This window comes from Aliidiomarina soli (genome assembly GCF_003986975.1).
Taxonomy (GTDB): Bacteria; Pseudomonadota; Gammaproteobacteria; order Enterobacterales; family Alteromonadaceae; genus Aliidiomarina; species Aliidiomarina soli.
Window position 1 is genome coordinate 143,978 of the sequence record NZ_PIPO01000003.1, and the last position, 25,986, is coordinate 169,963.

Below are 25,986 nucleotides of genomic sequence, written 5' to 3' on the forward strand. Positions count from 1 at the left end.
GAATGAAACGGATGAAGCAAATCAAATGCTGTGAAATAATGCAGCTTCAACTAGCTGGGGTACAAGATGGTAACAATAGATCAGGGAGCAGCATGGCAAACATAAGTAATGTTTTTGCCAATGACGGGCTACTCAGTCAGGCAATTGAGGGCTTTCAGCCGCGCCCTGCACAAATGCAGATGGCAGAAGCAATTGCATCAATGGCGGACGCCCACCCTGTGTTAATCGTGGAAGCTGAAACTGGAACCGGTAAGACCTTTGCTTACCTGGCGCCGGCGTTAATGGCGAAAGGTGAGGATGGCAGGCGGCCAAAAGTGATCGTGTCGACGGGCACTAAGAACCTGCAGGAACAGTTGTTTCATCGTGACTTACCCAAAGTTCGCGATGTACTGGCAGCGGATGCGGTGGTGGCGCTACTGAAAGGGCGTAACAACTACCTGTGTATTCAGCGAATGGAGCAGTTCGTGCAGCAGCCTTCTCGCTTTGACCCCCAATATCTGGCCCAAATGCAGCAGGCCAGGGTAGTAAAACAATGGTCTAACCAAACCCGTAGCGGCGACCTTGGAGAGCTCACCGAGTTGCCCGAAGATTCGATTATTTTGCCGCAAATTACCAGCACTGCTGACAATTGCCTGGGTCGCGAATGCCCAGCGTACGACGACTGCTATGTAGTTAAAGCCAGACAAAAGGCGCTGGAAGCCGATGTAGTGGTGGTCAATCACCATCTCTTTTTTGCCGATGCGGTGTTGAAAGACACGGGGTTTGGCGAGCTTATTCCGCATGCGGATATGGTTATTTTTGATGAAGCCCATCAGGTACCTGATATTGCCAGCAACTATTTTAGCGAGTCATTGAGTACCCGTCAGCTTGTTGAGCTTGGTCAGGATCTGCGGATGCTTTACCGCACTGAATTGAAAGATCTTAAGCAACTGGAGAGTATTGCTGACCAACTGGATAAAGGTGGTCTTGATCTGCGTTTGCAGTTTGCCCGCGACCCTGAACGAGGCAACTGGCGCGACGCGCATAAGCAAACCGCTGTGGCGTCGGATAGTGAGCGCTTAACCACGACATTGCAGCGAGCCTATGACATTGTTAAAGCATCGCTGGGGCGTAACAAAGTCCTCGACCAGTGTTACGAGCGCATTCTGGCCCTGAAAACACGCTGGCAGCAATTAACAAATACTGCTCGCACCGGGTATAGCTTTTGGTATGAAACGACCAGTCGCCATCTAACGGTGCATCAGACCCCGCTGAGCGTCGCAGATAAGTTTGCTGAGTTTATCCAGCGTCAGCAAGCGCGTTGGGTGTTTACCTCTGCTACGCTGGCAGTGGACGGAGACTTCAGTCACTTTAGCGGGCGACTCGGTCTGCAGGACGCTCAAACCTTAGTCTTATCCAGCCCGTTCGACTTCTCCCGTCAGGCGATGCTATACATGCCACGGTACTTGCCGCAACCGAGTGACCCGGCGATGGCGCAGCATATTCTGCAGCTGGCCCGTGAGTTGATTGCGGTCAATCATGGCGGCACTTTCTTATTGTTTACCAGTTATCGCATGCTGAATCAGGTCGCAGCGGTGTTGCAGGTTGAACTGGAGCGCACCGTACTCGTACAGGGCCAAACCAGTAAACGGGAGTTACTCGACCAATTTGTCGCCGCAGGGGATGCGGTATTGCTCGGCACCAGTTCATTCTGGGAGGGCGTAGACGTGCGCGGTGATGCCTTGCGCCTGGTGATTATTGATAAATTGCCGTTTGCAGCGCCGGACGACCCATTATTGCAGGCTCGGATTGAAGACTGTAAATTGCGCGGTCAGAACCCGTTCAATCAGGTGCAGTTGCCACAGGCGGTAATTAGTCTCAAGCAGGGTGCAGGGCGGTTAATACGTGATGCATATGATTATGGTGCTCTGGTGGTTTGTGACAATCGTCTGGTAACTAAGCAGTATGGACAAATTTTTTTGAATAGTTTGCCTGCAATGGCGCGGACACGATCATTACCGGTGGTAAAAGAATTTTTGGCTCGTCAAATTGACGAGGCGCGAGCTGAACAGCAGGAAGATAATCAACAATGAAAGCTTTTTTAGCAATTGATAGTGCGACCGAGTATTGCTCGGTGGCCTTAGGTCAGGGCGCTGACGTGATTAGCCGAGGGGCAGAGCTTCCACGCCAGCATTCCCAGGCCTTACTGCCTTATATTGACGAGGTATTGGCAGAAGCCGGGTTCAGCCTGGATCAGTTGAGTGCTATTATCGTCAGTCAGGGACCGGGTAGTTTTACCGGCGTGCGCATCGGCGCTAGCATGGCTCAGGGTTTGGCGTTTAGTCAGGACTTACCTCTGATCCAGGTGTCGACCCTGGCTGCGATGGCGCAGGCGAGCTACCGACTGCACCAGGCGAAGCAGGTTTTGGCGGCTATCGATGCGCGCATGAGCGAGGTGTACTGGGGAACCTACGGCCTGCAAAATGGTCTTATGCAGGCAATAGATGAAGAACGGGTATGTGCGCCCGAGCAGGTCAGTTTGCCCGCCTCCGCGAGACAGAAGGACCTCTGGTTTAGCTGTGGAACTGGCTGGGAAACCTACCCTCAAGTGCTTAGTGACCGCATCAAAGCACAGTGCGCTGAGATTGATTTACGACCAGCGAACGGTGTACGTCTGCCCCACGCAATAGACATGCTAAGCTTAGGTGAGGTCTATTTTGCTCAAGGGCGAGCAATTGCTGCGGAGGATCTTTCACCGCATTACTTACGTAATGAAGTAACCTGGCAAAAGTTGCCGGGACGCTGATATGGGAGGTGCTCATGCGCCTGATAATGCAAACAGTTTTGGGTTTAGTTGTGTCACTGGTTATAGCGGGGTGTGCGTCTCGCTACCCGGAGCCAATTCGAACTGAGGCCACTGATCTGGTGCCATTTAGCCAGGCTTTGCGAAGCACAGCAGAGCTTGAAGGGCGAACTGCGCGGTGGGGAGGCGTTATTGCGAATATTGAGAATAGCGCAGACGCTACCCGTATTGAGTTGGTTCATTTCCGCCTCAATGGATACGGCAGACCGCAGATTGAAGACGACAGTGAAGGGCGGTTTATTGTCTATGTGGATCGCTTTGTGGACCCGGAAATATACAAGGAAGGCCGCTCACTGACTGCTCTGGGCCAGATCAGCGCCAGTGAAGAGGGTAAGATTGGTGAGTTTAATTACATCTATCCGGTGTTGCAGGCAACTGGTGTCGAGTTGTGGCGGCCACAACAACAACGCGACCAGATAGGGGTTGGCTATTACTACTATGACCCTTATTCGTTATGGTATCGGCATTCGCTGTATGGCGTAGGACCTTACCGCTATCACCCATATTACTTTCCCTATGGCGAAAGCCGTCCGCAGCGCTCTCAGCAGCAGCCGCAACAGATGCAGCGCCCGCTCAGTTCGCGGGAGCCACATATAGAACGTCCGCAGATAGAACGTCCGCAGAGTGTGCAGCAGCGCATAATAAAAGAACAGTAAACCAGAGGTTGGCTTGACGACAAAGAACGAGGTTAGCGAGGTAAGCTTTGAATTACCTCATATCAGCTTAAAGGGTCTGCGTGGAGGTACTCCGGGCGGGCCTTTTTTATTGTTGTTGCATGGCTGGCTGGATAACTGCAGAAGCTTCGAACCCATGTTTCCTTATCTGGATGCTTTTGACTGGGTAGCCATCGACTTTCCTGGTCATGGTTACTCAGGCCATCGCCCAGCTGGCGGGGCTTATTACTTTGTCGACTGGGTGGCCGATATCGAGGCGCTTATCAGAGTCCAAAAGTGGCAGAATATCCACCTGGTCGGACACAGTATGGGCGGTTATGTGGCACAGACACTGGCGGCGGTATTTCCGCAGCCGATTAAAAAACTGGTCACTCTGGAAGCCTTTGGTATGGTGGTTAGCCCGGCATCCGATTCGCTGCAGCAGTTACGTAAGGGGCTGCAGGCTCGTTTAAAGCAGAGCAAACGGCGTGACCCTGTCTATGCTGATATTACCAGCCTGGTCAAAGCGCGAGCTGAAATAAGTGAATTTTCCGAAGACCTGGCGCTGTTATTGCTGCAGCGAAATTTGCAGCCGGTCGAGGGGGGCTATCGCTGGCGAACCGACCCGCGTGTCCGGGCGCCTTCGCCGTTCCGTTTTTGTGCTCAACAGGTGCCGCCAATTCTGCAGGGCATCGAAGCTCCAATGCACGTGATTCTCGGCGACCAGGGTCACAATGACTTACCAGAAGCAGTTGAAAAATGGGCTACAGATGTACGCCGAATTAGCTTTGAAACCCTGCCCGGAGGGCATCATTTTCACATGCAAAACCCTGCCAGGGTAGTAAATGCCTTGACTTGCCAGTTCATCGAACAAGTGTAAAATCCGCTAGGATCTACTGGTCGGATATGCGAATATATTGGGCTACAGATTTGACAAGCGCCCCGTTGGGGCGCTTTGCTATGTACAATAATGTTCTTTAAACGGCCCGTCATTAGAAGGCCGGACGCATCATTTGGATGGGTTAGAAATAACAGAAAGCAGGAGCGACACGGTGGAAAGAATTTGGCAGAAGCGCTATCCCAAAGGTGTTCCAAACGAGATTGATCCGGACCATTTTGGCTCGTTGGTTGAAATTTTTAACGACAGTGTAAGCAAATACAAGGGTAAAAGTGCTTATGTAAACATGGATCAGGAGCTGTCCTTTGACGAGTTAGATAAGCAAACTCGTGACTTTGCCGCGTACTTACAAAGTATCGGGCTGAAAAAGGGCGACCCCGTGGCCGTGATGATGCCGAATTTGCTGCAGTATCCGATTGCTCTGTTTGGCATTTTGCGGGCTGGGATGGTAGTAGTGAATGTTAATCCGCTCTACACCGCTCGCGAACTCAAGCACCAGCTTAGTGATTCTGGCGCCAAAGTATTGGTTATTCTGAAAAACTTCGCTCACACCTTTGACAAAATTAAAGACGATGTGAAGCTGGATAAGGTGGTTCTGACGGGGATTGGGGATGCATTACCAGCGCCGAAGCGCTGGATTGTAAACTTCGTCGTGAAGTACGTTAAAAAGATGGTCCCAGCTTATAGTCTTAGCAACAGCATTGATTTTAACAGCGCGCTTAGTAAAGGCAGCGCCGCCAGCTTTAAAGAAAACGAGCTAAATGGCGACGACCTGGCCTTTTTACAGTATACCGGTGGTACTACTGGGCCTTCCAAAGGCGCTATGCTGACGCACCGCAATATGGTGGCCAACCTGGAACAGGTATCTTCTGTCATTACGCCAATGATGAGTGATGGTGAAGAAGTAATTATCACTGCCTTGCCGCTTTATCATATCTTTGCGCTGACGGCGAATTGCCTGACCTTCCTCAAGCATGGCGGCAAAAACATTTTAATTACCAACCCGCGTGACATGCCTGGCTTCGTTAAGGAGCTATCCAAGCATCAGTTTTCGATGATTTCAGGCGTTAATACGCTGTTCAATGGCTTGTTAAACACCCCGGGCTTTAAAGATCTTGATTTCAGTAAACTGAAAATAGCGTTGGGTGGCGGCATGGCGGTGCAACGCGCGGTTGCTGAGCATTGGGAGAAGGTCACTAAAGCGCCTTTACTGGAAGGCTATGGCCTGACGGAGTGTGCGCCGGTAGTGACAGTTAATCCTTATGACATTGAACACTACACTGGCAGCATTGGCATTCCGGTTCCTTCTACAGATATCATGATTGTGGATGAAGAAGGCAACGAGCTGCCGTTGGGAGAGCCTGGCGAGATGTGGGTCAAGGGTCCGCAGGTTATGGCTGGTTATCTGGGACGTCCGGATGCAACCGCGGAGTCGATCAAAGATGGTTGGTTCGCGACTGGTGACATGGCGGTGGCAGATGATGATGGTTTCTTCCGCATTGTAGATCGCAAGAAAGATATGATTCTGGTGTCTGGCTTCAATGTCTATCCAAATGAGATCGAAGAAGTGGTGGCGAGCCATCCGAAGGTTCTTGAAGTTGCCGCCATTGGTGTACCGAACGATGCATCAGGTGAAGCGGTCAAAGTCGTCTTAGTGAAAAAAGATGACTCGCTGACCGAGAAAGAAGTAGTTGAATACTGTCGCGAAAACCTGACTGCGTACAAGGTTCCTAAATTGGTTGAGTTCCGCGAGGAACTACCGAAAACCAATGTTGGGAAAATCCTTCGTCGTGAACTAAGAGACGACGAATGAGCGAAGTGAATTATCGCTTTATAGACGCCACCAAGGAATTGGTGGCGTTTTGCGATCAGGCAAAAACGGCTGGATGGCTGGCGCTGGATACCGAGTTTGTCCGTGAACGGACCTTTTATGCTCAGCTTGGTTTGCTGCAGTTGGCCGTGGCGGATGACATTGTATTGGTTGATCCGTTAGCTGGATTCGAGCTGGAGCCATTCTGGCAGCTGCTTGCCGACGAAAACGTGACCAAGGTGCTGCATTCAGGCGGCGAAGATCTTGAGTTACTTCATCAATGCGCGCAACGGATGCCACAGAATGTGTTCGATAGCCAGATAGCGGCATCGGTATTAGGGTATGGCGATTCCCTTGGCTATGCGGCCATGGTGCAGCAGTTTTGTGATGTTGAACTGGATAAATCACAGTCGCGCACAGATTGGCTGGCACGGCCGCTGAGTGATGACCAACGCTATTATGCGGCGGCCGATGTGTTTTATTTAGCGCGCATTTATCCACGTTTGCTGACTGAACTTCAGCAGGCCGACAAGCTAGCACTGGTAGCTGATGAATGTGCCTTACAGATCGTCAAACGCACTCGCCAGCTAAACCCTGATTTAGCCTGGCGCGAGATCGGCAACGCCTGGCAAACCTCACCGCAGCAGCGTGCAGTGCTGCAAGCGTTAGCGGCCTGGCGTTTAAACACCGCGCGACGCAAAGATAAGCCGGTGGGTTTTATTGTTAAAGACGCTACTTTAATCGAAATTGCCCGTAAAGAAGCACAATCGATGGCGCAACTTGCTGCGATTGATAGCATGCATCCACAGGCAGTTCGGCGCTGGGGCGATGAAATTATTGCTGCAGTCAAAACAGGCCTGGCCTGCCCGGAGGAAAACATTCCAGCGGAAATGCCGCGTCTTGATTTTGTCGATGGCTATAAAGGCATGTTTAAAAAAGCCAAAGCACTGATCCAGAAGAAAGCTGAGGAATTACAAGTGCCTGCGTCGTTGATCGGTTCCCGTAAGCAAATTAACGAAGTGTTTCACTGGCTTTGGTTCTGTAACGATGCGCTCAAGCAGCAGCTCAACCCACCGGATTTACTGGTCGGCTGGCGCGGAGAACTGCTGAAAAGCGAGCTCGAAGCGTTGTTGCTGCCACGGCCTTAAGGTAGACTGAGTGCAGACATGAAAGTGGAGTAAACCATGTTTTGCATAGTGCTAAGGTCACATAAAAAAGCAGATACATATCTGTATATTGCCAAAGACGCCTCTTTTGAAGAGCTGCCGGAGACACTCCAGCAGCTCTTCACCCCGCATACCCACGTAATGACCTTACTCCTCCAGGGGGAGCGAAAAATTGCGCGTCTCAGTGCATCAAAACTTAAGCAACACATAGAAGCTGAAGGGTTTTACCTGCAGTTACCCGCCACCACGGAAGACTGGCTTAAAGAGCACACCGCTCAAAACCCTGTTGATTAGGAGATACCCTGATGATGCATGTTGTTAAAGTAGCCTGCACAGCAATGCTAGCCGTCGCGCTGGCGAATCCAGCCGTCTATGCCGAGGAACAAGCTGAAAATGAGCGACCCGATTACGAACGCTATGTAGAACAGTTAAAAAATGAAGCCATCGAACATGGCATCGGTGAAGACACCGTTGCCCGTGCTTTTGAAGGGATTGAGTTTTACGAACGAGCAGTTTCTGCTGACCGTAATCAACCAGAACGCGTGCTGACTCTGGATACCTACCTGCCGCGAGCGGTGCCTGACTGGAAGGTTAACCAGGGCATAGAAAAATTTGCAGAGCACAAAGAGTTGCTGGAACGCGTTGGCGCGGAATTTGGCGTCCAGCCACGCTTTATCGTTGCGCTATGGGGTATTGAAACCAATTACGGCAGTTACACCGGCAATTTCAAAGTTGTTTCGGCGCTGGCAACACTGGCCTGGGAAGGCCGTCGTGAAGCATTTTTTAAAGGCCAGCTGATGCAGGCCTTGGAAATCATTGATGCGGGCCATATAGAACCAGACCAGATGCGTGGTTCCTGGGCTGGTGCAATGGGCCAAACGCAGTTTATGCCGAGTTCCTTTTTAAGTTACGCGATTGACTTTAATCAGGATGGTAAAATCGATATCTGGAACAGCTATGAAGATGTTTTTGCATCGGCAGCCAATTACCTCAGCCAGGTCGGCTGGCAGGATGATGTGACCTGGGGACGCCAGGTACGCATTCCGGACAACTTCGATACTGAATTAGCCGGGTTGTCGACGAAAAAGCCTTTAGCTGAGTGGCAGGCGCTGGGTGTGCGCCGCTATGATGGTTCAGATTTGCCGCTACGCGATGATATTGAAGCATCCGTGATCATCCCTGATGATGAACAGGGTCGTATTTATCTTGCGTATACCAACTGGGATTCCCTGATGCGCTGGAACCGCTCAAACTATTTCGTCGTCGCGGTCGGTCACCTTGCCGACCGAATACAATTAGGTCGCTAAAAATCAATGAGTTATCAACATAAAGATATTTATGGACGGGTATTACCTTTTACCCCGGGGAAGGTTGTCTGTGTGGGGCGTAATTATCGCGCTCACGCAGAGGAACTCGGCAACCAGGTACCCAAGCATCCCTTGTTGTTTATTAAACCAGCCAGTGCACTGCAGCCGATGACGCAGCCAATTCAGTGGCCGCAGGTGCTGGGGAGCTGTCATCATGAAATCGAGCTTAGCCTTTTGATTGGGCGTAGCCTGAGTGATCCCAACCCGACAGCGAAACAGGCTATGAGCGCGGTGTGGGGTTATTCGTTAGGTTTGGATCTAACCTTACGAGATGAACAGGAAAAGCTTAAAATACAGGGACACCCTTGGGAACGCGCGAAGGCCTTTGCCGGCAGTGCGCCAATGGGAAGCTTTATTCCGTCTAGTGAAATTGGCTCAGTCCGTGATCTGCAACTGGAATTGCAGATCAACGGCGGTGTGCGCCAGGCGGCGGAGACAAAATCAATGATGTTTAATGTCCTTGAGTTGCTCTGTGAAGCGGCGACGATCTTCACCTTACAGCCGGGCGATATCCTGATGACAGGGACGCCTGCGGGCGTCGGAGCCTTGCGTCGGGGAGATGAGTTGCACTTGCAACTGCAGGGCGCAGAAAAGCACTGGTCGTGGAAAACCCGGGTGGCAGGCTAACCTCCGGGCGCGGTTATGAATGAATTCTGGCAGAGTAAAACATTACATGAAATGACGCCCCGTGAATGGGAGTCATTGTGCGATGGTTGCGGCAAGTGCTGCCTGCAAAAATTGCTTGATGCGGATGCTGAGTCGCCTGACCAGGACAGCGACAGTCTTTATATGCACGCCGATGAACAGGTTTTCTATACGGATGTTCGCTGCCAGCATCTGGACCCGGTCACGGCGCAATGCGACTGTTACCCGACACGTCTTGAGAAAGTGCCAAACTGCGTCAATATCACCCTGCAGGATCTACCCAATATTCACTTTATGCCGCCCAGCTGCGCTTACCGTCGCTTGCATGAAGGAAAAGGGCTGCCTGCATGGCACCCTCTGTTACACCAGGGGTCGAAAGTACCTATGCAGAAGGCTGGTATGAGCATTACCACGCAGACTACGATTTCAGATGGGGAAATGGATGAGCAGGACTACGACTTGCGTATTGTTACCTGGCCGTTAAACGAAGCTTAGCGCTTACTTCTGGCAGCGCTTAACAGGCGGGCTGCGATAACAATCAGCGCGAGGACAGTGAATGTGGTAAAGATAATGAATAACCACTGGGGCATGGAAAGTCCCAACCACTGCCAGTCGATGTCACCACACATACCACCCGCATCGAAGACCTGCGGCACCCACTGATGCAACGGTGCCCAACTGGGAAAATCAGGATGTGGCTGACAAGGAGCGAACAGTGGGTTAATGGCGGATTGAATCCAGCTGTGGTAGTAAGCACTATAGGCGCCGGCTAAGGCACTTAGTAACCAGCCACTCAGCGCTATCCAGCGAGCCAGCGCTGAGCGGGTAGCGATGAAGAACCCGAACCAGGCGAATAAGGCGACGCTTATCATTGCAGTGCGTTGATAAATGCATTGCACGCAGGGCCAAAGTTGTTGGGGGCCGTGCTGAGTGTAAAGCGCATAGCTGACCAGGGTCGAGGCGCTCAGGGCTAGTAACAGCCAGGGCCAGCGCAGGGTTGGCCAGCGTGCTATGCTATATGATATGTTAGTTAAGTTAGATTGCTTCAAGGGTGTCACACTCAGTGAAGTGGTGATAACAATGTAAAACGTGGTGGCAGAGTAGCACAGGTCAAAAGGAAAATGACAGGATACTTGTCCGACCAATGCCGGCGCGTTAGAATCAGCGCATTCCTTCTCCTGTTTCATTGTAAAAAGCAGGGCTGACCAAAGGTTTCTGAATGATTATTAAAGCACAAAGTCCGGCGGGATTTGCCGAAGAGTACATTGTTAAATCGATTTGGAACGGCCATTTTGCGCCCGGTTCAATCTTGCCTGCAGAGCGCGAGCTGTCTGAGCTGATCGGGGTGACCCGGACGACCTTGCGTGAGGTTTTGCAGCGACTGGCGCGTGATGGCTGGTTGACGATTCAGCATGGTAAGCCAACCAAGGTAAACAACTTTTGGGAAACCTCTGGTTTGAATATCCTGGAGACATTGGCGCGACTGGATGAAGAGGGTATGCCAGAACTGGTTGATCAACTTCTTTCAGCCCGCACCAATATCAGTACCATTTATATTCGCGCCGCTATTCGTAAGAACCCAGAGAAAGCGGTTCTTGCACTGGCCAAAGCTGAAGCCTTAGAAGACACACCAAAAGCGTTCGCGGATTTCGATTACACGCTCAACCACGAGTTGGCGATGGCGTCGGAGAATCCGATTTATATTCTGGTTCTGAATGGTTTTAAAGGGCTGTACGCGCGCATCGGTCAATTTTATTTTTCTTCAGACGAAGCTCGCCCACTGGCGCGTAAATATTACAGTGAGCTGCGTGCACTGGCCGAGCAGGGCAATTATGAAGAGTCAGTCACCCTGGTGCGTAAGTATGGGTACCAGTCGGCTAAGATTTGGTTTAGTTTGCGCGAGCGGATTCCGGCTAATTTGGTGGATTGAGTTAAATTAGAGCTTAGCCGATCTGACCGATCAATAGGTCGGGTCTAAGGCTTGTGCTTTGAATTGAGACCGGTAGAGCGAGCGCGGGGCTTGAAGATTGAATTGGTGGGGCTAATTCAATCTTCAAGCCCCGCACTCTAACAATAAAAAAACCGCGCCGGAGCGCGGTTTTTTTATATCTGCTTATTAACCGAAGTTCTTAGCAACAAACTCCCAGTTCACCAGGTTCCAGAATGCTTCCAGGTACTTAGGACGGGCATTGCGGTAGTCGATGTAGTAGGCGTGTTCCCATACGTCGACGGTCAGGATAGGGGTAACGCTGTCGTCGGTTAGTGGGGTTTCTGCATCGTCAGTGTTGACGATATCCACGCCGCCATCAGCTGTTTTCACCAACCAGGTCCAGCCTGATGCGAAGTTACCAATCGCTTGATTGGTGAATTCTTCTTTAAATTTGTCGAACGAACCAAACTTCTTGCTGATTGCATCAGCAACAGCGCCACTTGGCTCACCGCCGCCATTTGGGCTCAGGCAGTTCCAGTAGAAAGTGTGGTTCCAGACTTGTGCCGCGTTGTTAAACAGGCCACCGCTTGAAGACTTGATGATGTCTTCCAGTGATTTGCCCGCATACTCAGAACCTTCAACCTGAGCGTTCAACTTATCTACGTAAGTCTGATGATGCTTACCGTAGTGAAACTCAAGAGTTTCAGCTGAAATATGCGGCTCGAGGGCGTTTTTTTCGTAAGGTAGTGCGGGTAGTTCAAAAGCCATAATGTGCTCTCCGTTCTTTTTTTTAACAATGCATGTCATCTAGCGCAAATCCATTCGCATGTAGGCGCTAAACTTCATTAAAATGAGTATTAGCAGTATAGTCGAAAGCTATGCGAGCGGAAGTTCCGCCTGTCCCAGAATCAATACATGATGCCGAATGATTCAGATCTCAAGGGCTTAGCAAAAAAAAGTCCGGGTGTTATACTAGGTTTTTACCTTTAAGCAGTGATTGAGGTGGACTCGATGCAAGAGAACCAACAAGCACCACAACAGGAACAGGAAGTTCACGACCGCATTCGTCAACAGATCGCGGAAAACCCTGTATTACTTTATATGAAAGGCTCACCGAAATTACCGAGCTGTGGTTTTTCAGCGCAGGCCTCGCAGGCTTTAATGAGCTGTGGCAAGCCCTTCGCGTACGTGGATATCTTGCAGAACCCGGATATTCGTGCGGAACTGCCCAAAATTGCCAACTGGCCAACCTTTCCCCAGCTTTGGATTAGTGGCGAACTGGTAGGTGGCTGTGACATCATCCTGGAAATGTTCCAGCAGGGTGAGCTGCAACCTATGGTGGAAGAGGCTGCGCCGGAACAACCGGAAGGCTAAGCCCTTGAATTCGGACTGAACGCCCTCATATTGCTGAGGTCTATATTTTTATTCACGACTATTAAATGGAGAATATACAAATGGCTGTACTAGTTGGACGTCAAGCCCCTGATTTTACTGCGGCAGCAGTGTTAGGTAATGGTGAAATCGTTGAAGATTTTAACTTTGCGGATCACATCAAAGGCTCAAAAGCTGTTCTGTTTTTCTACCCACTGGACTTCACCTTTGTTTGTCCTTCTGAGCTGATCGCGTTTGACAAGCGTTTGGCTGAGTTTGAAAAACGTGGTGTGAAAGTAATCGGTTGTTCAATCGATTCTCAGTTCTCGCACAACGCATGGCGTAACACCAATGTGGATAACGGCGGTATTGGCCAGGTTAAATATCCATTGGTTGCTGACGTTAAACACGAAGTCGTTAAAGCATACGACATCGAGCATCCGGAAGCTGGTGTAGCGTTCCGCGCATCTTTCCTGATTGATGAAGAAGGTCAGGTTCGCCATCAGGTCGTCAATGACCTGCCATTAGGTCGTAACGTTGACGAGATGCTGCGCATGGTTGACGCCCTGAACTTCCACGAGAAGCACGGTGAAGTATGCCCAGCAGGCTGGAACGAAGGTGATGAAGGTATGAAAGCTGACGCCGCTGGCGTATCTGCTTACCTGTCGAAAAACTCTGACAAGCTATAACGTTTAAGCTGTCTGAAAAAAAAACCGCGCTTCGGCGCGGTTTTTTTGTGGGTAAAGAAGAAAGCTAAGGTGAGGGCCACCCGCCGAGCGCCTTCCAGCGATTCACCATCCAGCAGAAAAGCTCAGCGGTGCGTTCGGTGTCGTAGATAGCACTATGGGCTTCATTGCCATCAAATGGAATGTCCGCTGCTTTACAGGCTTTGGCTAACACAGTCTGACCCAGTGTCAGGGCCGCCAGCGCGGCCGTGTCGAAGGTAACGAACGGGTGAAAAGGGTTACGCTTCAACGCCTGGCGTTCGGCCGCCTGCATGACGAAGCCATGGTCGAAGGTTGCATTGTGTCCAACCAGCACTGAACGTTGGCAACCCAGCGCTTTCTGGTGCTTACGAATGGCTTTGAAAATGTCTTTCATCCCATCCGCCTCTGCCACCGCGCCGCGTAAAGGGTTGGCCGGGTCAATGCCATGGAAATCAATAGCGGATTGTTCAATATTGGCGCCTTCGAAGGGTTCGATATGGGCGTGATGGGTAGCGACCGGGTACAGCTCACCTGCATCATTAAAGTCCAGCAGCACCGCTGCTATTTCCAGCAATGCGTCGGTCTTGCAATTGAAGCCAGCTGTTTCGACATCAATAACCACTGGCAGGTAGCCACGAAAGCGTCCTTTCATCATACTGTCCTGGCTTTGCTGAGCACTTTGCGAACTGCTGCTCTGCTCATCGCTGGCGGTGGTGGTTTGGACAGGTTTTGGCATCGCTTGACTGGTTGATGTCTGGTTGGAATCTGACATGTAACTCCCGTAGACTAACTGCATCGGTACTGGCTCGGAGCCGACCACTCTGATGGCGCTCAGTATGCCAGAAAGGGATTTTAAAAGCTAAAGGTACCATGGTTTGCGCCGATACCTTTAACAGACGCTGAACCTGACATTGGATGTAGTTTTATGTATAAGACACTGCTGACCTCACTGCTACTGACCAGCCTGATTGCTGCTACACCAGCACAAAGCTCGGTGCGCACCTATGGTGCCAGTCTGGACAACTCGGAGTGGCGGGTAAGCGAATACTCACCCTTGCAGTGTACACTCGAACACGATATTCCGCGCTACGGCAATGTCCGCTTTGTTAGCCAGGCCAGCCGTGATATGAACCTGCGCCTGCAGCTTGATATGCTGCGTCTGCCTGATACCTATGATGTGGCCAGCATTAAGTCGGTCGCCCCCCAGTGGCGTCCCGGCGTAGCGTCTCAAGAACTCGGCAACCTGGACATGTACCGCCAGTTCAGCAGTGAATTAAATAAAGAAATGGCATGGACGGTTTTGACCGAGTTGGAAAAGGGCATGATGCCGACTTTTTTCTATCGCGACTGGCATAATCAGCGTGACCAGGTGGCGGTGAGTATTTCCGCGGTCAATTTTCATTCTCGTTACGATGACTTCTTAGACTGTGTAGCCAACTTACTACCCTATAGCTTTGAAGACATTGCGTTTACCGTGTTGCAGTATCACGAGCGAACTGAAGATCTGACCAATCCGTCGAAACGGCGCCTTATGCAAATTGGTCAGTATCTTAGTCATGACCGTGAAATCGAGCTGGTGTTGGTGGATGCTTACACCGACTCCTACGGCCCTTTTGAAGAGAACGAGTCGTTATCTGAACAGCGCGCTGAGGTAGTCAAAACCTTCCTCCTCGAGCATGGCGTTAACGAATCGCAAATTCGCATTACCGCGCATGGCGAACGCCGTCATGCAGCGCCCAACGATACTGAGCTGGAACGGGCGCAAAACCGCCGGGTGGTATTGCAGCTGCAACGACCGTTCAACCCGAATCTGTTGAGTGCTCAAGCCGATTAAACAAAATCAGGCAGACAAAAAACGGCAGCTTCGGGCTGCCGTTTTTTGTTGATGCACATGGTGAACGCGTTAGATTTCAACTTTGTCTTTAAATTCGCACAAGTCTTCAATAATACAGGAACCACAGCGTGGTTTACGGGCGATACAGGTGTATCGGCCATGCAAAATAAGCCAGTGGTGAACATCCACTTTAAACTCGGCAGGTACCACCTTCAGCAGCTTTTGCTCGACCTCGTTGACGTTCTTTCCGGGGGCCAGCTTAGTGCGGTTGCTAACCCTGAAAATATGGGTATCGACGGCAATTGTCGGCCAGCCAAAGGCGGTGTTGAGGACCACATTCGCGGTTTTGCGTCCGACGCCGGGCAGTGCCTCGAGGGCTTCCCGATCCTGCGGGATTTCAGCGCCATGATTTTCGACCAGAATGCGACAGGTTTTGATCACATTCTCAGCCTTGGTGTTAAACAGGCCGATGGTTTTAATATAGTTTTTAACCCCATCCACCCCTAAGGCAAGCATATCAGCGGGGTTATCGGCTACTTTGAACAGTGGCCCGGTCGCTTTATTGACCCCAACATCGGTTGCCTGCGCCGATAACAGCACCGCAATCAGCAACTCAAACGGGTTGCTAAAGTTGAGTTCTGTGGTCGGGTTGGGGTTGTTATCCCGTAGCCGGCTGAGAATTTGGTAGCGTTTTTGTTTATTCATAATCTAAGCAGAGGTCACCCGGGCTCGTTCAACTTTTTTGACTGAGTCTGTTTGATTGCGTTGCTCGCGTTTGTGGTCGATCCAATTCTTACCAGCGATGATAAAGCCCATGCCAATAAAGGCACCGGGCGGTAAGACCGCAAGCAGGAGCGGGTAGTCAACGGCGAACAATTCGATTCGCAATACGGTGGCCCAGTCACCTAACAGCAGTTCGGCACCGTCGAACAGCGTACCCTGACCGATAATTTCCCGCATCGCACCCAGTAAAACCAACACCAGGGTAAACCCGAGACCCATCATAAAGCCGTCAATTGCGGATAGCTGCCAGTTATTCTTTGATGCATAGGCTTCCGCTCGCCCGATAATGGCGCAGTTAGTCACGATAAGTGGAATAAATATCCCCAGCGCCATAAAAAGACCGTAGGTGAAGGCATTCATGAACAACTCGATGAGCGTCACGAAGGTTGCAATGACCATGACAAAGACCGGAATACGGATCTCAGAAGGGACAAAATTGCGTACCAGCGAAACCGTAACGTTTGAACCGATCAACACCAGCATGGTGGCGATGCCAAGCCCCAACGCATTGGTGACGGTGCCACTGACGGCAAGTAACGGGCAAAGCCCGAGTAGTTGCACCAACGCGGGGTTGTTGCTCCAAAGGCCATTCTGAGTCAGTGTTCTGACTTCATCAAAGCGACCGTTAGTCGTTTCTGCGCTGGCTTCGTCGGCGACGTCGGTGTCGGCGATGCTTTCACTCATTGCATATCTCCTGACTGACTGCAGTTTGCGCTCGCATTAAACAGCTGCTGCTGATGTTCGGTTGCATAGAGCAGGGTACGTTGCACGGCATTCACGACGGCGCGGGGGGTAATAGTCGCTCCGGCAAAGGCATCGAACATACCGCCATTACGCTGCACATCCCAGCGTGGGTCATCCGCCCCCCGTACTTGCTGCCCCTGAAAACTGTGAATCCAGTCACTGCGGCGTACTTCAATTTTATCACCAAGACCTGGTGTTTCCCGGTGCGATAGGGCGCGCACACCGAGGAGGGTGCCGTTGTCATTCAGCGCCACCAATAAATGGATATTGCCGCTGTATCCATCCGGCGCGGTAGTACGCAGTGCCAGCGCGGTCGGTTGTCCCTCGCGACGGCTTCGATAGACCGGCTGAGGTTCACTTAGACCAAGTTCGTCGGCAGTGACTAAGGTGCAATCTGCATATAAATCATTGTCGTGCAGCGCGGGCGGGATCAGGCTATTAAGCGTTGTCATCAGTTCGCTGCGTTGTTGCTCAGCGATACGGTCCTCAGTCAGCCACTGGGTGGTCATAACCAGTATCGTCGAAACCAGTGCGAACGCGGCCAGGATGAGCCCGTTACGGCGCATTTGCGTCATCATTGTAGCTTCCTCCGCGGATGGCCATAGGTCGTCGGACGGGTGTATTTATCGATAATAGGTACACACATATTGGCCAGCAAAACCGCAAAAGCGATGGCGTCGGGGTAACCACCAAAGCTTCGAATAAGGTAGATAATAAGGCCAATGAGTGCGGCATAAACCAGGCGTCCGCGGTTCGATGTAGCGGCCGATACCGGGTCGGTAGCGATAAAAAATGCAGCCAGCATAGTCCCGCCACTGAATAAGTGAATGTCCATGCCGGGCAGCTGATCCGGCGCCAACAGGGTGCCCAATGCGGCCAGCAATGCTAGTGAAGCCAGCAGTGCTGCAGGGATATGCCACTGAATGACTCGCTGTTGCAGTAAAAACAGGCCGCCAAGTAAATAGGCCAGATTGACCCATTGCCAGCCAAGTCCGGCAAGGCCACTAAATAGCGGAGCCTGCAGGCTTTCGCTCAGGGTCAGGCCCTGACTGAGATCGGTACGAATATGATCAAGCGGAGTCGCCATGGCGACGGCATCCAGGCCAGTGCCGCTGGCAACCATTCGCATTTGTTCGACGCTATAGCCTTCACTGGTGTACTGAAAGAGCATTAAATGAATGCTTTCGAACAGGCTTAAATGCTGGCCGGTCAGCTCCACGGGAGCAACCCAGCTGCTCATTTGTAACGGGAAGGAAATTAATAATACTACGTACCCGGCCATCGCCGGGTTAAAAAGGTTTTGCCCAACGCCACCGTATAAATGCTTGACCACGATGATGGAAAACGCGACACCGATAACAATCACCCACCAGGGTGCCAGCGGTGGAATACTGACAGCCAGCAGCATCGCAGTCACCAGTGCGGTATTGTCACGCAATGCGCTTAGTGAACTGCGTTCGCGGGCATGCAGACATAGTGATTCGGTGGCATAGGCTGTGGTAACCGCTAACAGCAGTTGCAGGATCACGCCCCAGCCAAAGAAATACCACTGAGCAAGAATACCCGGGATCAGCGCCACAATGACTAATTGCATCAGTCTTGCAGTCGTGCGGCGCTGTCGTGTATGAGGGGAGGAGGCGATATAAAAACTCATCAATCAGATCCTTGCTGGGCGGCTTTCTTCGCTTTGGCACGTGCTACTGCAGCGGCAATTCGGGCTTTTTTGTCATTTCCAGGGTCGTTTTCAGGCGCTTCATCTGGGCTGGCTTTCAGCGCCTCTGCACTATTACTTGATTCAGTTTGCGCTTCGGGCTTGGCATCTGCCTGACCTTCGGGGTTTTCGGTTGCCTGTGCAGCCTTCTGTTGCTCGGCTTTTTTTGCTTTGGCCCGGGCAATGGCTGCTGCTACCCGGTCGTTAGCTGGCTTGTTCGGCTCGCCAGTCGTGTCGCTGCCTGAGGCTGATGCAGTCTCGGCGGCTTTGGCTTCGCGCTCAGCCAGCGCCCGCTTACGAGCTTCAGCTGCGCGCTCATGGCGTTCAAGACGTTCCTGCTTTTCACGTTCGAGGCGAGCTTTGCGTGCTTCAAAACGTTCTTTGGCAATCTCGGCTTTTTGTTTCTCAATGTATTGTTCGCGCATATCCGCTTTAGCCTGGCGGTAATAATGGACCAATGGAATTTCGCTGGGGCAGACGTATGCACAGGCACCACACTCGATGCAGTCCGCCAGATGGTGCTCACGCAGGCCGTCATGGTCATGATCCCGGGCCAGCCAGTAAAGCTGTTGCGGCAACAATGACGCCGGGCAGACATCGGCACAGGCGCCACAGCGAATACAGGCCATCTCGGTAGTGGACGCAGGCAATTCGCGTTTGGCCGGAGCCAGGATGCAGTTACTGCCCTTGACGATAGGAACGTCCAGCGTAGGCAGGGTAAAGCCCATCATTGGACCGCCCATAATCACCCGGGCATTAGGGTAGGGCACATAACCGGCCTGTTTTAATAGCGTGTCGACAGGGGTACCCAGCATCGCCCAAACCGTCCCAGGCTGCTGCAATGCTTCTCCGGTCAGGGTAATAACCCGTTCCAGCAAAGGCTCACCGAGTATAATTGCGCGATACACCGCATACGCCGTACCTACATTCTGCATTAACAGGCCAACATCTTTGGGTAAACCGTTGGCCGGAACTTCGCGCCCGGTTAATAACTGAATTAACTGCCGCTCGCCGCCGGACGGATAACGGGTCGGCACTATACGTACAGCCAGGTTCTCGGTGCCGGAGCAGGCGTCCTGCATCGCTCTGATAGCTTCTGGTTTGTTATCTTCAATAGCAATAAGGACGTTCTTGACGCCGCTGATATGCTGCAAAATGCGAATGCCACGGACAATGCCGGCGGCATGTTCACGCATTAGACGGTCGTCGGAGACAATGTAAGGTTCACATTCCACGCCGTTTATAATTAAGTAATCAAGCTGACCATCAGCGGCAAGCTTTTGCGCCGTTGGAAAGGCAGCGCCGCCTAAACCGGCAATCCCAGCCTCGGCAATCAGCGCGATAAGTTCGCTGCTACTTAGTGCGGTGTAATCAGCAATGGGGTGTTTTTCAGCCCATTCATCTTCACCGTCACTGAGTAATTCAATAGTTGCAACCGGCAACGCGGACGGATGCGCGCTTGGGTGCTCCCCAATCCGTTTGATACGACCCGAGGTTGGTGCATGCACCGGCAGACCCGAATTCGGTCCCGGGGCAGTCAGGGGCTGGCCTTTTAAAACATGGTCACCCTCCTGCACAAGCACAGTGCCGGGCTGACCAATATGCTGCTTAAACGGGATCAATAAACGGGATGGTGGCGGGAGTCGACGGATAGCCGTTTTATTGGCCAGTTCTTTGCGCTGCGGCGGATGAATGCCGCCAGGAAACTGCCACAATTTACCAGCGGCTATATCATCCCGGTTACGCAGCAGGTCCTCGTGACTAAATTGATGGACTAATGAACTCACGATTTCACCTCAGTTGCTAATTGTGTGACCGGAATTTGTTCAAGATCCCACTTCCACCGTTCTGGTCCCTGCTGTAACTCGATCATGTCAATGCAGTCAACCGGGCAGGGCTCCACACAGAGGTCACACCCGGTGCATTCGTCGGCAATAACAGTATGCATTTGTTTCGTTGCACCGAGAATGGCATCCACTGGGCAGGCCTGGATGCACTTGGTGCAGCCAATGCATTCGTCTTCGCGTATATAGGCCACCTTTTTGACATCTTCGACGCCATGGGCGTCGTCCAGCGGCTTAGCTTCGCGACCCATTAAATCTGCTAACTGCTCGATGGTGCTTTGTCCGCCTGGAGGGCATTTATTTATATCATCTCCATTCGCTATCGCCTCCGCATAAGGGCGACATCCGGGGTACCCGCACTGACCACACTGGGTTTGCGGTAACAGACTGTCAATTTGCTCGACAATGGGATCTTTTTCGACCCGAAAACGAACGGCAGCGAAACCAAGCAATAAGCCAAAGGCTAATGCCAGCACTGCTAATGCGATAATACCTGCAACCATACTCATGAAACCGAGACCAATCCGCTGAAGCCCATAAACGCGAGTGACATCAGGCCTGCTGTAATCATACCAATAGCGGCCCCTTTAAAGGGTAGAGGTACGTCGGCAGCTGCTACACGTTCGCGCAGAGCAGAGAAAACAATAAGAACCAGTGAGAAACCGATGGCGGCGCCGAAGCCGAAGACTATCGACTGCATAAAGCTGTGCTGTTCGTTGATGTTCAGCAAAGCGACACCTAGTACCGCGCAGTTTGTAGTAATCAGGGGCAGAAATATGCCGAGCAACCGATAGAGCGTTGGGCTGGTCTTGTGTACTACCATTTCAGTAAACTGGACAACAACAGCAATGACTAATATAAAGCTTAAGGTGCGCAAAGCCATGAGATCGAACGGCTGTAATATATAGGCATTGACCAGATAGCTGCAGACTGAGGCCAGGGTCAGCACAAATGTCGTGGCAGCGGACATGCCTATGGCGGTTTCAAGGCGGTTGGAAACCCCCATAAACGGGCACAGGCCGAGAAACTGGACCAGAACAAAGTTGTTCACCAGCACGGTGGCAATTAGCAATACTAAGTAATCAGTCATTGAAGCTCGCGTTGTTATGATGGCAAAGGGTACACAGGGTAAAAACGCCTGCCAGAATCCCGCAAGAAAATTAACGGCCTATATTATCGGGGTTTAAGGCGTCATAAACAACACTTTGCAAGCGACTCTCGTAAAGCAGCGCTCTTTTCGGCTATTATGGCGTTTCTGCAGTAGTCGCAGACGGCCGTATCCGGGCATACGCAAGCCTTCAGTCAGGCCGGACTATAGGCCGGCAACTCGTTGGTAATTAAGTAATGGGAGAATGAATGACCAACATTTGGGAAGGTATTCGTCGGGTCGACGAATTTACTTTTTATTGGTTGTTCCGCCTGACACGCTGGGGGCGAGACAGTCGACTCGCCATCTGGATATCTCGTTCCGGGGATGGACCCTATTATGCTGCTCTTGCCAGTTTGTTTATTGTTGCGGCAGTTGAAGGCAGTGTTCTGTTCCTGCAGCGTGCTCTGATTGCCTTTGCCATTGAACTACCATTGTACTGGTGGCTAAAGAATACCTTACGAAGGGCGCGCCCTGCGCTTGAACGGCTCTCATTCCGGCCGGTAATAACCCCGGCCGACCGCTTTAGTTTTCCCTCAGGGCATGCCACAGCCGCTTTTCTGTTTGCCGGCTTGGCCGCGATTAGTTTCCCGGCCTGGGCGCTGATCTACTATGCATGGGCTTGTCTGGTTGGGCTTTCCAGGATTGCCTTAGGGGTTCACTTTCCGTCTGATATTTTGGCCGGCGCTTTGCTTGGAACTGGTATTGCCTGTTTTGTATTACAACTGCCGATTAATTAGCCGTTTGCGAATTTCAAATACAAAAAAACGACCTTGAGGTCGCTGCGGGATCTTTCTATTTAATTGATGAAAGGTATTTGCTTGAATGGCTCCCCAGGTTGGATTCGAACCAACGACACATGGATTAACAGTCCACCGCTCTAACCAACTGAGCTACTGGGGAATTGACAAGTCTTGCAAATGTTGCGGCAGCGAATTGGCTCCCCAGGTTGGATTCGAACCAACGACACATGGATTAACAGTCCACCGCTCTAACCAACTGAGCTACTGGGGAACTGCCGTCAACGGGGCGAAATATTAATGCCGTTACCTGAACCTGTCAACATGGAAAACAACAAAAAGCCCTTAAAAGATTCTGTTTGCCTGATTTTTGCTCTTCTTGGCCAAGAATCCGCCCCTAAGGCCTGAATTCATACGTTTTGCATCCTGATTTCAAACTGAGTATATCAAAAGGTATAAATGGCTGTTGTTTTTTTATCCACAGCTTCTGCGATCGCCCGCACCGTCAGCGATTGCGGATCTTATCCACTTTTTCTGTGGATAACTTTGTGGTTAAGTCTGTGGGCTATAAGCAGTGGTGGGCGCTGTAGCGATTTTGTAAGCATGGTTAAATATTGGCACGGTTTTTAAAAGTTCATATAAATCAATAAGTTATGAATATTGGTGACGTTTTAGCCGAGATGCGGGATTCCTGAACGATTTGCTTTTTTTCCATTCATCACCTGTGTATTTTATTTCCAGTCAAGTGATTTTTTATATCTTTTTTGCTTGCATTTCTTAGAATAGTCGTTCCATAGGCGCGGTTTAAAAAGCAGTTCCGTTATAACTTTGTAATAAATGCAAATTCAACGTTTTACAATAAAAAGTTATTACAATTGGCCTTAATACTACGACTTAAGTACCGAAAGGATACAAAAAAGCCCGCCTGAGCGAGTCAAGGCGGGCTTATTCTCAATGCAAGCAAGTAACTATAAAGATTCCGCAAAGGCTCTGATGCGTTTCACTGCTTCTTCAAGCACATCCATGCTGGTCGCAAAAGACAGACGGAAATAGCCTTGAGTACCGAAGGCTGAGCCTGGTACCAGGGCGACATTGGCTTCTTCCAGTAGCCGCTCGCATAGCGCGACATCAGTATCTACCCCTGCTTTACGCATTAAGCCAGTGACATTGGGGAAGGTATAGAAAGTGCCATGTCCCGGTAAGCACTGAATTCCAGGGATCTCGTGAAGCGCTTTAACCAGATAGTCGTGACGCTTTTTAAACTCTGTGACCATGGTTTGAATACAGCTCTGGTCGCCCTCTAAAGCGGCTAGCGCGGCGTGTTGTGACACGGCGGCAGGGTTCGAGGTGCTTTGCGACTGAACTTTTTTCATCGCTGCGATAATCGCTTTGGGGCCGGCTGCATAGCCAATCCGCCAACCAGTCATCGCATAGGCTTTAGACACCCCGGATAGAATAACGGTACGCTCAATCAGATCCGGCGCTACCATTGGCAGGTTTACGAAAGGTTCGTCACCCCACAGAATATGCTCATACATATCATCGGTAGCAATCAGAATGTTGGGATAATCTCGAAGGACTTCAGCAAGCGCTTTCAGTTCGTCGGCACTATAGGCCATCCCTGTTGGATTGGATGGGCTGTTGAGGAACAGCAATCGCGTTTTCTCGGTGATCGCAGAGCGCAGTTGATCAGCGGTAATCTTATACTCCTGCTCAATAGTCGCTTGCACAATCACAGGTTTGGCCCCAACCAGTAATGTCATGTCGGGGTAGGACACCCAGTAAGGGGCGGGAATAACGACTTCATCGCCTTCGTCCAGCCATGCCGTCAGCAGGTTGAAAATACTGTGTTTACCGCCACTGGAAATAAGCACCTGGTCGGGCGTGTAGCTGAGCTGATTATCCCGTTTGAATTTGTCACAAACAGCTTGTTTTAGTGCAGGAATGCCATCTACAGCGGTGTAACGTGTATGCCCTTCGTCGATAGCTTGTTTAGCCGCCTCACGAATAAATTCAGGGGTATCAAAATCGGGCTCACCGACACCCAACCCAATGACATCTTTACCTGCGGCTTTAAGTTCGGCAGCTTTTTGACTGACGGCTAACGTTGGGGAAGGCTTTATTGCGTTGACGCGACGGGACAGTTTGTAATCCACCAGAGCACCTTTTTACGTACACTAAAAATGAAATATGCAGAGCCTGCATGCGTGTTTGTTGCGCTGCTTATACTAAGCGGGGCGACACACAAAGTCCAGTAGCGGCTGGTCTAGTCAGTGTCGGCCAGGAGTCTTAAAGCGCCCGCCATACATGGCCAAAGGGCGATTATTAAGATATGCTATGGTCTTTCTTTGATTGCCCCGAAAAACCTCTTCAGGAGTCCCATGAGTCAGACCAGACCAGCACGGGTTATGCTCGACGCGCCAATTACGAAAACGTTGTGGCAAATGACCTGGCCGATGGTTTTTGGTGTCGCTACCCTGATTAGTTTCAACGTGGTTGATACCTTCTTTATTAGTTTACTCGGCACAGAAGCACTTGCCGCGATAGGCTTTACTTTTCCGGTGACATTTACCGTGATCAGCCTGACTATTGGTTTAGGCATCGGTACTTCGGCAGTCATTGCCCGTAAGCTAGGTGCAGAGAAAACTCGCCAAGCGCGCCATGTAGGAAGTTCGGCACTGTACCTTGCGGCGTTGCTGGTCGCCTTACTGTCATTAGCCGGCTGGTTACTGGCCCGGCCAATTTTCAGTGTGCTTGGCGCGACCGATGAGTTAATGCCACTTATCATGAGCTACATGAACTGGTGGTTTTTAGGTGCCGTGATGCTGGTGATACCCATGATTGGTAACAGCGTATTGCGCGCATCAGGGGATACTAAAACACCATCAATGATTATGGCCCTGGGCGGGGTACTGAATGCGATTTTTGACCCACTGCTAATTTTTGGCTGGGGGCCTGTCCCAGCGCTCGGCATGCAAGGGGCCGCTCTGGCCAGTGTCCTGTCCTGGAGCATTGGTTTTGTATTGATTGTGTACTGGCTGGTGGTGCGTAAGAAATTGATTGACCCCTGGCCACCTTCGTTTTCTGTTTTTGTTGCATCATCGAGACGGCTTCTTAGTATTGGCTTGCCAGCTGCAGGGGCAAATATGATGACGCCGTTGGCGATGGGCATCATGACCGCCATTGTTGCTACCTACGGGGCAGCGGCTGTGGCTGGCTTTGGTGCCGGGATACGATTGGAATCCCTGGCATCGATCTTTATTTTAGCGCTGTCTATGAGTTTACCGCCTTTTATCAGCCAGAACTTTGGTGCCGGTAAAATGGACCGGGTGCGGGCTGCATACCGCACTGCGCTAGCGGCCGTATTTATTATTCAGTTAGTCATCTATGGGCTTATGGTCGTCTGCCTGCCGCTGATCCAAATGGCCTTTGCCCGCGAAGGAGCGGTTGCTCAGGTACTGGCCTGGTTTGTCTGGATCATGCCACTCAGCTATGGTTTACAGGGGTGGGTGATCCTAACCAACTCGTCGATGAATGCGTTGCACATGCCACTACGCGCCTTGCTGCTGAGCATGGTGCGGTTGTTTATGCTGTTTGTGCCTTTGTCTTATTTGGGCAGCCATCTGGCGGGCTTGCAAGGTCTTTTTGTGGGTGGCCTGATTGCGAACATTCTCACTGCGATTGTGTCTTATCACTGGTTTATGCGTATCCTGAATGACTACGAACAGGATACCGGGCCTTTGCAAATGGCCGGCCCGGTTACGAGCCCGGGTGCCCGGTCAGGTAAATAACGA

Annotated in this window: 27 protein-coding genes and 2 tRNA genes; 16 read left to right on the forward strand and 13 right to left on the reverse strand. The window is 51.2% G+C overall.

Annotated features, from left to right (window positions below; genetic code table 11):
- The first annotated feature begins 92 nt into the window (after positions 1-92).
- The 10 genes from CWE14_RS07180 (at position 93) to CWE14_RS07225 (ending at position 9,876) form a co-directional block, all read left to right on the forward strand.
- On the forward strand, positions 93-2,072 hold the full coding sequence (locus CWE14_RS07180) for a DNA repair helicase YoaA (RefSeq protein ID WP_126798767.1): 1,980 nt from the start codon (positions 93-95) through the stop codon (positions 2,070-2,072).
- A complete protein-coding gene (tsaB, locus tag CWE14_RS07185) occupies positions 2,069-2,785 on the forward strand; it encodes a tRNA (adenosine(37)-N6)-threonylcarbamoyltransferase complex dimerization subunit type 1 TsaB (protein ID WP_126798768.1) in 717 nt (238 codons plus the stop codon). The genes CWE14_RS07180 and tsaB overlap by 4 nt, the downstream gene beginning before the upstream one ends.
- A gap of 26 nt (positions 2,786-2,811) precedes the next feature.
- The gene (locus CWE14_RS07190; RefSeq protein ID WP_157981791.1) at positions 2,812-3,498 is read left to right on the forward strand and encodes a Slp family lipoprotein; all 687 of its coding nucleotides are present in this window, start codon (positions 2,812-2,814) and stop codon (positions 3,496-3,498) included.
- Positions 3,499-3,511: 13 nt separating this feature from the next.
- Positions 3,512-4,375 (forward strand): alpha/beta fold hydrolase, encoded by an 864-nt coding sequence (locus tag CWE14_RS07195; protein ID WP_126798770.1) that lies wholly within the window; start codon positions 3,512-3,514, stop codon positions 4,373-4,375.
- 172 nt (positions 4,376-4,547) lie between these two features.
- Positions 4,548-6,206 (forward strand): long-chain-fatty-acid--CoA ligase FadD, encoded by a 1,659-nt coding sequence (fadD, locus tag CWE14_RS07200; RefSeq protein ID WP_126798771.1) that lies wholly within the window; start codon positions 4,548-4,550, stop codon positions 6,204-6,206.
- Positions 6,203-7,351, forward strand: coding sequence for a ribonuclease D (gene rnd / locus CWE14_RS07205; RefSeq protein WP_126798772.1), 1,149 nt, complete (start codon positions 6,203-6,205; stop codon positions 7,349-7,351). The genes fadD and rnd overlap by 4 nt, the downstream gene beginning before the upstream one ends.
- 36 nt (positions 7,352-7,387) lie before the next feature.
- Positions 7,388-7,663 (forward strand): YcgL domain-containing protein, encoded by a 276-nt coding sequence (locus tag CWE14_RS07210; RefSeq protein WP_126798773.1) that lies wholly within the window; start codon positions 7,388-7,390, stop codon positions 7,661-7,663.
- Positions 7,664-7,674: 11 nt separating this feature from the next.
- Positions 7,675-8,676, forward strand: a complete 1,002-nt coding sequence (locus tag CWE14_RS07215) for a lytic murein transglycosylase (RefSeq protein ID WP_126798774.1) — start codon at positions 7,675-7,677, stop codon at positions 8,674-8,676.
- Positions 8,677-8,682: 6 nt separating this feature from the next.
- Positions 8,683-9,363: a fumarylacetoacetate hydrolase family protein gene (locus CWE14_RS07220; RefSeq protein WP_126798775.1), complete on the forward strand. Its 681-nt coding sequence runs from the start codon at positions 8,683-8,685 to the stop codon at positions 9,361-9,363.
- Positions 9,364-9,378: 15 nt separating this feature from the next.
- On the forward strand, positions 9,379-9,876 hold the full coding sequence (locus CWE14_RS07225; RefSeq protein ID WP_126798776.1) for a YcgN family cysteine cluster protein: 498 nt from the start codon (positions 9,379-9,381) through the stop codon (positions 9,874-9,876).
- Here CWE14_RS07225 and CWE14_RS07230 read toward each other — a convergent pair.
- A complete protein-coding gene (locus CWE14_RS07230) occupies positions 9,873-10,430 on the reverse strand; it encodes a disulfide bond formation protein B (protein WP_157981792.1) in 558 nt (185 codons plus the stop codon). The genes CWE14_RS07225 and CWE14_RS07230 overlap by 4 nt on opposite strands.
- Before the next feature lie 170 nt (positions 10,431-10,600).
- Between CWE14_RS07230 and fadR the strand changes: the two genes are divergently transcribed.
- A complete protein-coding gene (gene fadR / locus CWE14_RS07235) occupies positions 10,601-11,311 on the forward strand; it encodes a fatty acid metabolism transcriptional regulator FadR (RefSeq protein ID WP_126798778.1) in 711 nt (236 codons plus the stop codon).
- A 186-nt stretch (positions 11,312-11,497) separates the two neighbouring features.
- Here the strand turns inward: fadR and CWE14_RS07240 are convergent, their stop codons facing one another.
- Positions 11,498-12,079, reverse strand: a complete 582-nt coding sequence (locus tag CWE14_RS07240; protein ID WP_126798779.1) for a superoxide dismutase — start codon at positions 12,077-12,079, stop codon at positions 11,498-11,500.
- 243 nt (positions 12,080-12,322) lie between these two features.
- On the opposite strand from CWE14_RS07240, the gene grxD reads away from it, so the two are divergent.
- Together grxD and CWE14_RS07250 are read left to right on the forward strand one after the other, a co-directional pair.
- The gene (grxD, locus tag CWE14_RS07245) at positions 12,323-12,685 is read left to right on the forward strand and encodes a Grx4 family monothiol glutaredoxin (RefSeq protein ID WP_126798780.1); all 363 of its coding nucleotides are present in this window, start codon (positions 12,323-12,325) and stop codon (positions 12,683-12,685) included.
- A gap of 80 nt (positions 12,686-12,765) precedes the next feature.
- Entirely contained in the window at positions 12,766-13,371 is a 606-nt protein-coding gene (locus tag CWE14_RS07250) for a peroxiredoxin (RefSeq protein WP_126789841.1), read from the forward strand.
- Between the two features lie 64 nt (positions 13,372-13,435).
- Here the strand turns inward: CWE14_RS07250 and rnt are convergent, their stop codons facing one another.
- Positions 13,436-14,044 (reverse strand): ribonuclease T, encoded by a 609-nt coding sequence (rnt, locus tag CWE14_RS07255; protein ID WP_241972363.1) that lies wholly within the window; start codon positions 14,042-14,044, stop codon positions 13,436-13,438.
- Positions 14,045-14,314: 270 nt separating this feature from the next.
- Between rnt and CWE14_RS07260 the strand changes: the two genes are divergently transcribed.
- Entirely contained in the window at positions 14,315-15,223 is a 909-nt protein-coding gene (locus CWE14_RS07260; RefSeq protein WP_126798781.1) for a flagellar protein MotY, read from the forward strand.
- A gap of 69 nt (positions 15,224-15,292) precedes the next feature.
- On the opposite strand, the gene nth is transcribed toward CWE14_RS07260, so the two are convergent.
- The 7 genes from nth to rsxA are packed head-to-tail and all read right to left on the reverse strand — an operon-like array spanning position 15,293 to position 21,395.
- A complete protein-coding gene (gene nth, locus CWE14_RS07265; RefSeq protein ID WP_126798782.1) occupies positions 15,293-15,928 on the reverse strand; it encodes an endonuclease III in 636 nt (211 codons plus the stop codon).
- Between the two features lie 3 nt (positions 15,929-15,931).
- Positions 15,932-16,690 carry an electron transport complex subunit E gene (locus CWE14_RS07270; RefSeq protein WP_126798783.1) on the reverse strand — a complete coding sequence of 253 codons (759 nt, stop codon included), beginning with the start codon at positions 16,688-16,690 and terminating at the stop codon, positions 15,932-15,934.
- Positions 16,687-17,328: an electron transport complex subunit RsxG gene (rsxG, locus tag CWE14_RS07275; RefSeq protein WP_126798784.1), complete on the reverse strand. Its 642-nt coding sequence runs from the start codon at positions 17,326-17,328 to the stop codon at positions 16,687-16,689. Before rsxG ends, CWE14_RS07270 begins: the two co-directional genes overlap by 4 nt.
- Positions 17,325-18,404: an electron transport complex subunit RsxD gene (gene rsxD / locus CWE14_RS07280; protein ID WP_126798785.1), complete on the reverse strand. Its 1,080-nt coding sequence runs from the start codon at positions 18,402-18,404 to the stop codon at positions 17,325-17,327. Before rsxD ends, rsxG begins: the two co-directional genes overlap by 4 nt.
- On the reverse strand, positions 18,404-20,248 hold the full coding sequence (rsxC, locus tag CWE14_RS07285) for an electron transport complex subunit RsxC (RefSeq protein WP_241972347.1): 1,845 nt from the start codon (positions 20,246-20,248) through the stop codon (positions 18,404-18,406). The genes rsxD and rsxC overlap by 1 nt, the downstream gene beginning before the upstream one ends.
- Positions 20,245-20,814, reverse strand: a complete 570-nt coding sequence (gene rsxB, locus CWE14_RS07290; RefSeq protein WP_126789835.1) for an electron transport complex subunit RsxB — start codon at positions 20,812-20,814, stop codon at positions 20,245-20,247. Before rsxB ends, rsxC begins: the two co-directional genes overlap by 4 nt.
- Positions 20,811-21,395: an electron transport complex subunit RsxA gene (gene rsxA, locus CWE14_RS07295; RefSeq protein WP_126789834.1), complete on the reverse strand. Its 585-nt coding sequence runs from the start codon at positions 21,393-21,395 to the stop codon at positions 20,811-20,813. Before rsxA ends, rsxB begins: the two co-directional genes overlap by 4 nt.
- Before the next feature lie 266 nt (positions 21,396-21,661).
- Here rsxA and CWE14_RS07300 point away from each other — a divergent pair, with 266 nt between their 5' ends.
- Positions 21,662-22,192 carry a phosphatase PAP2 family protein gene (locus CWE14_RS07300; RefSeq protein WP_126798786.1) on the forward strand — a complete coding sequence of 177 codons (531 nt, stop codon included), beginning with the start codon at positions 21,662-21,664 and terminating at the stop codon, positions 22,190-22,192.
- 86 nt (positions 22,193-22,278) lie between these two features.
- On the opposite strand, the gene CWE14_RS07305 is transcribed toward CWE14_RS07300, so the two are convergent.
- The 3 genes from CWE14_RS07305 to CWE14_RS07315 form a co-directional block, all read right to left on the reverse strand.
- Positions 22,279-22,355: transfer RNA gene (locus tag CWE14_RS07305), tRNA-Asn, on the reverse strand.
- A 34-nt stretch (positions 22,356-22,389) separates the two neighbouring features.
- Positions 22,390-22,466 (reverse strand) — tRNA-Asn (locus CWE14_RS07310).
- Between the two features lie 694 nt (positions 22,467-23,160).
- Positions 23,161-24,348, reverse strand: coding sequence for a pyridoxal phosphate-dependent aminotransferase (locus CWE14_RS07315; RefSeq protein WP_126798787.1), 1,188 nt, complete (start codon positions 24,346-24,348; stop codon positions 23,161-23,163).
- A gap of 225 nt (positions 24,349-24,573) precedes the next feature.
- Here CWE14_RS07315 and CWE14_RS07320 point away from each other — a divergent pair, with 225 nt between their 5' ends.
- Entirely contained in the window at positions 24,574-25,983 is a 1,410-nt protein-coding gene (locus CWE14_RS07320; RefSeq protein ID WP_126798788.1) for an MATE family efflux transporter, read from the forward strand.
- Positions 25,984-25,986 lie beyond the last annotated feature (3 nt).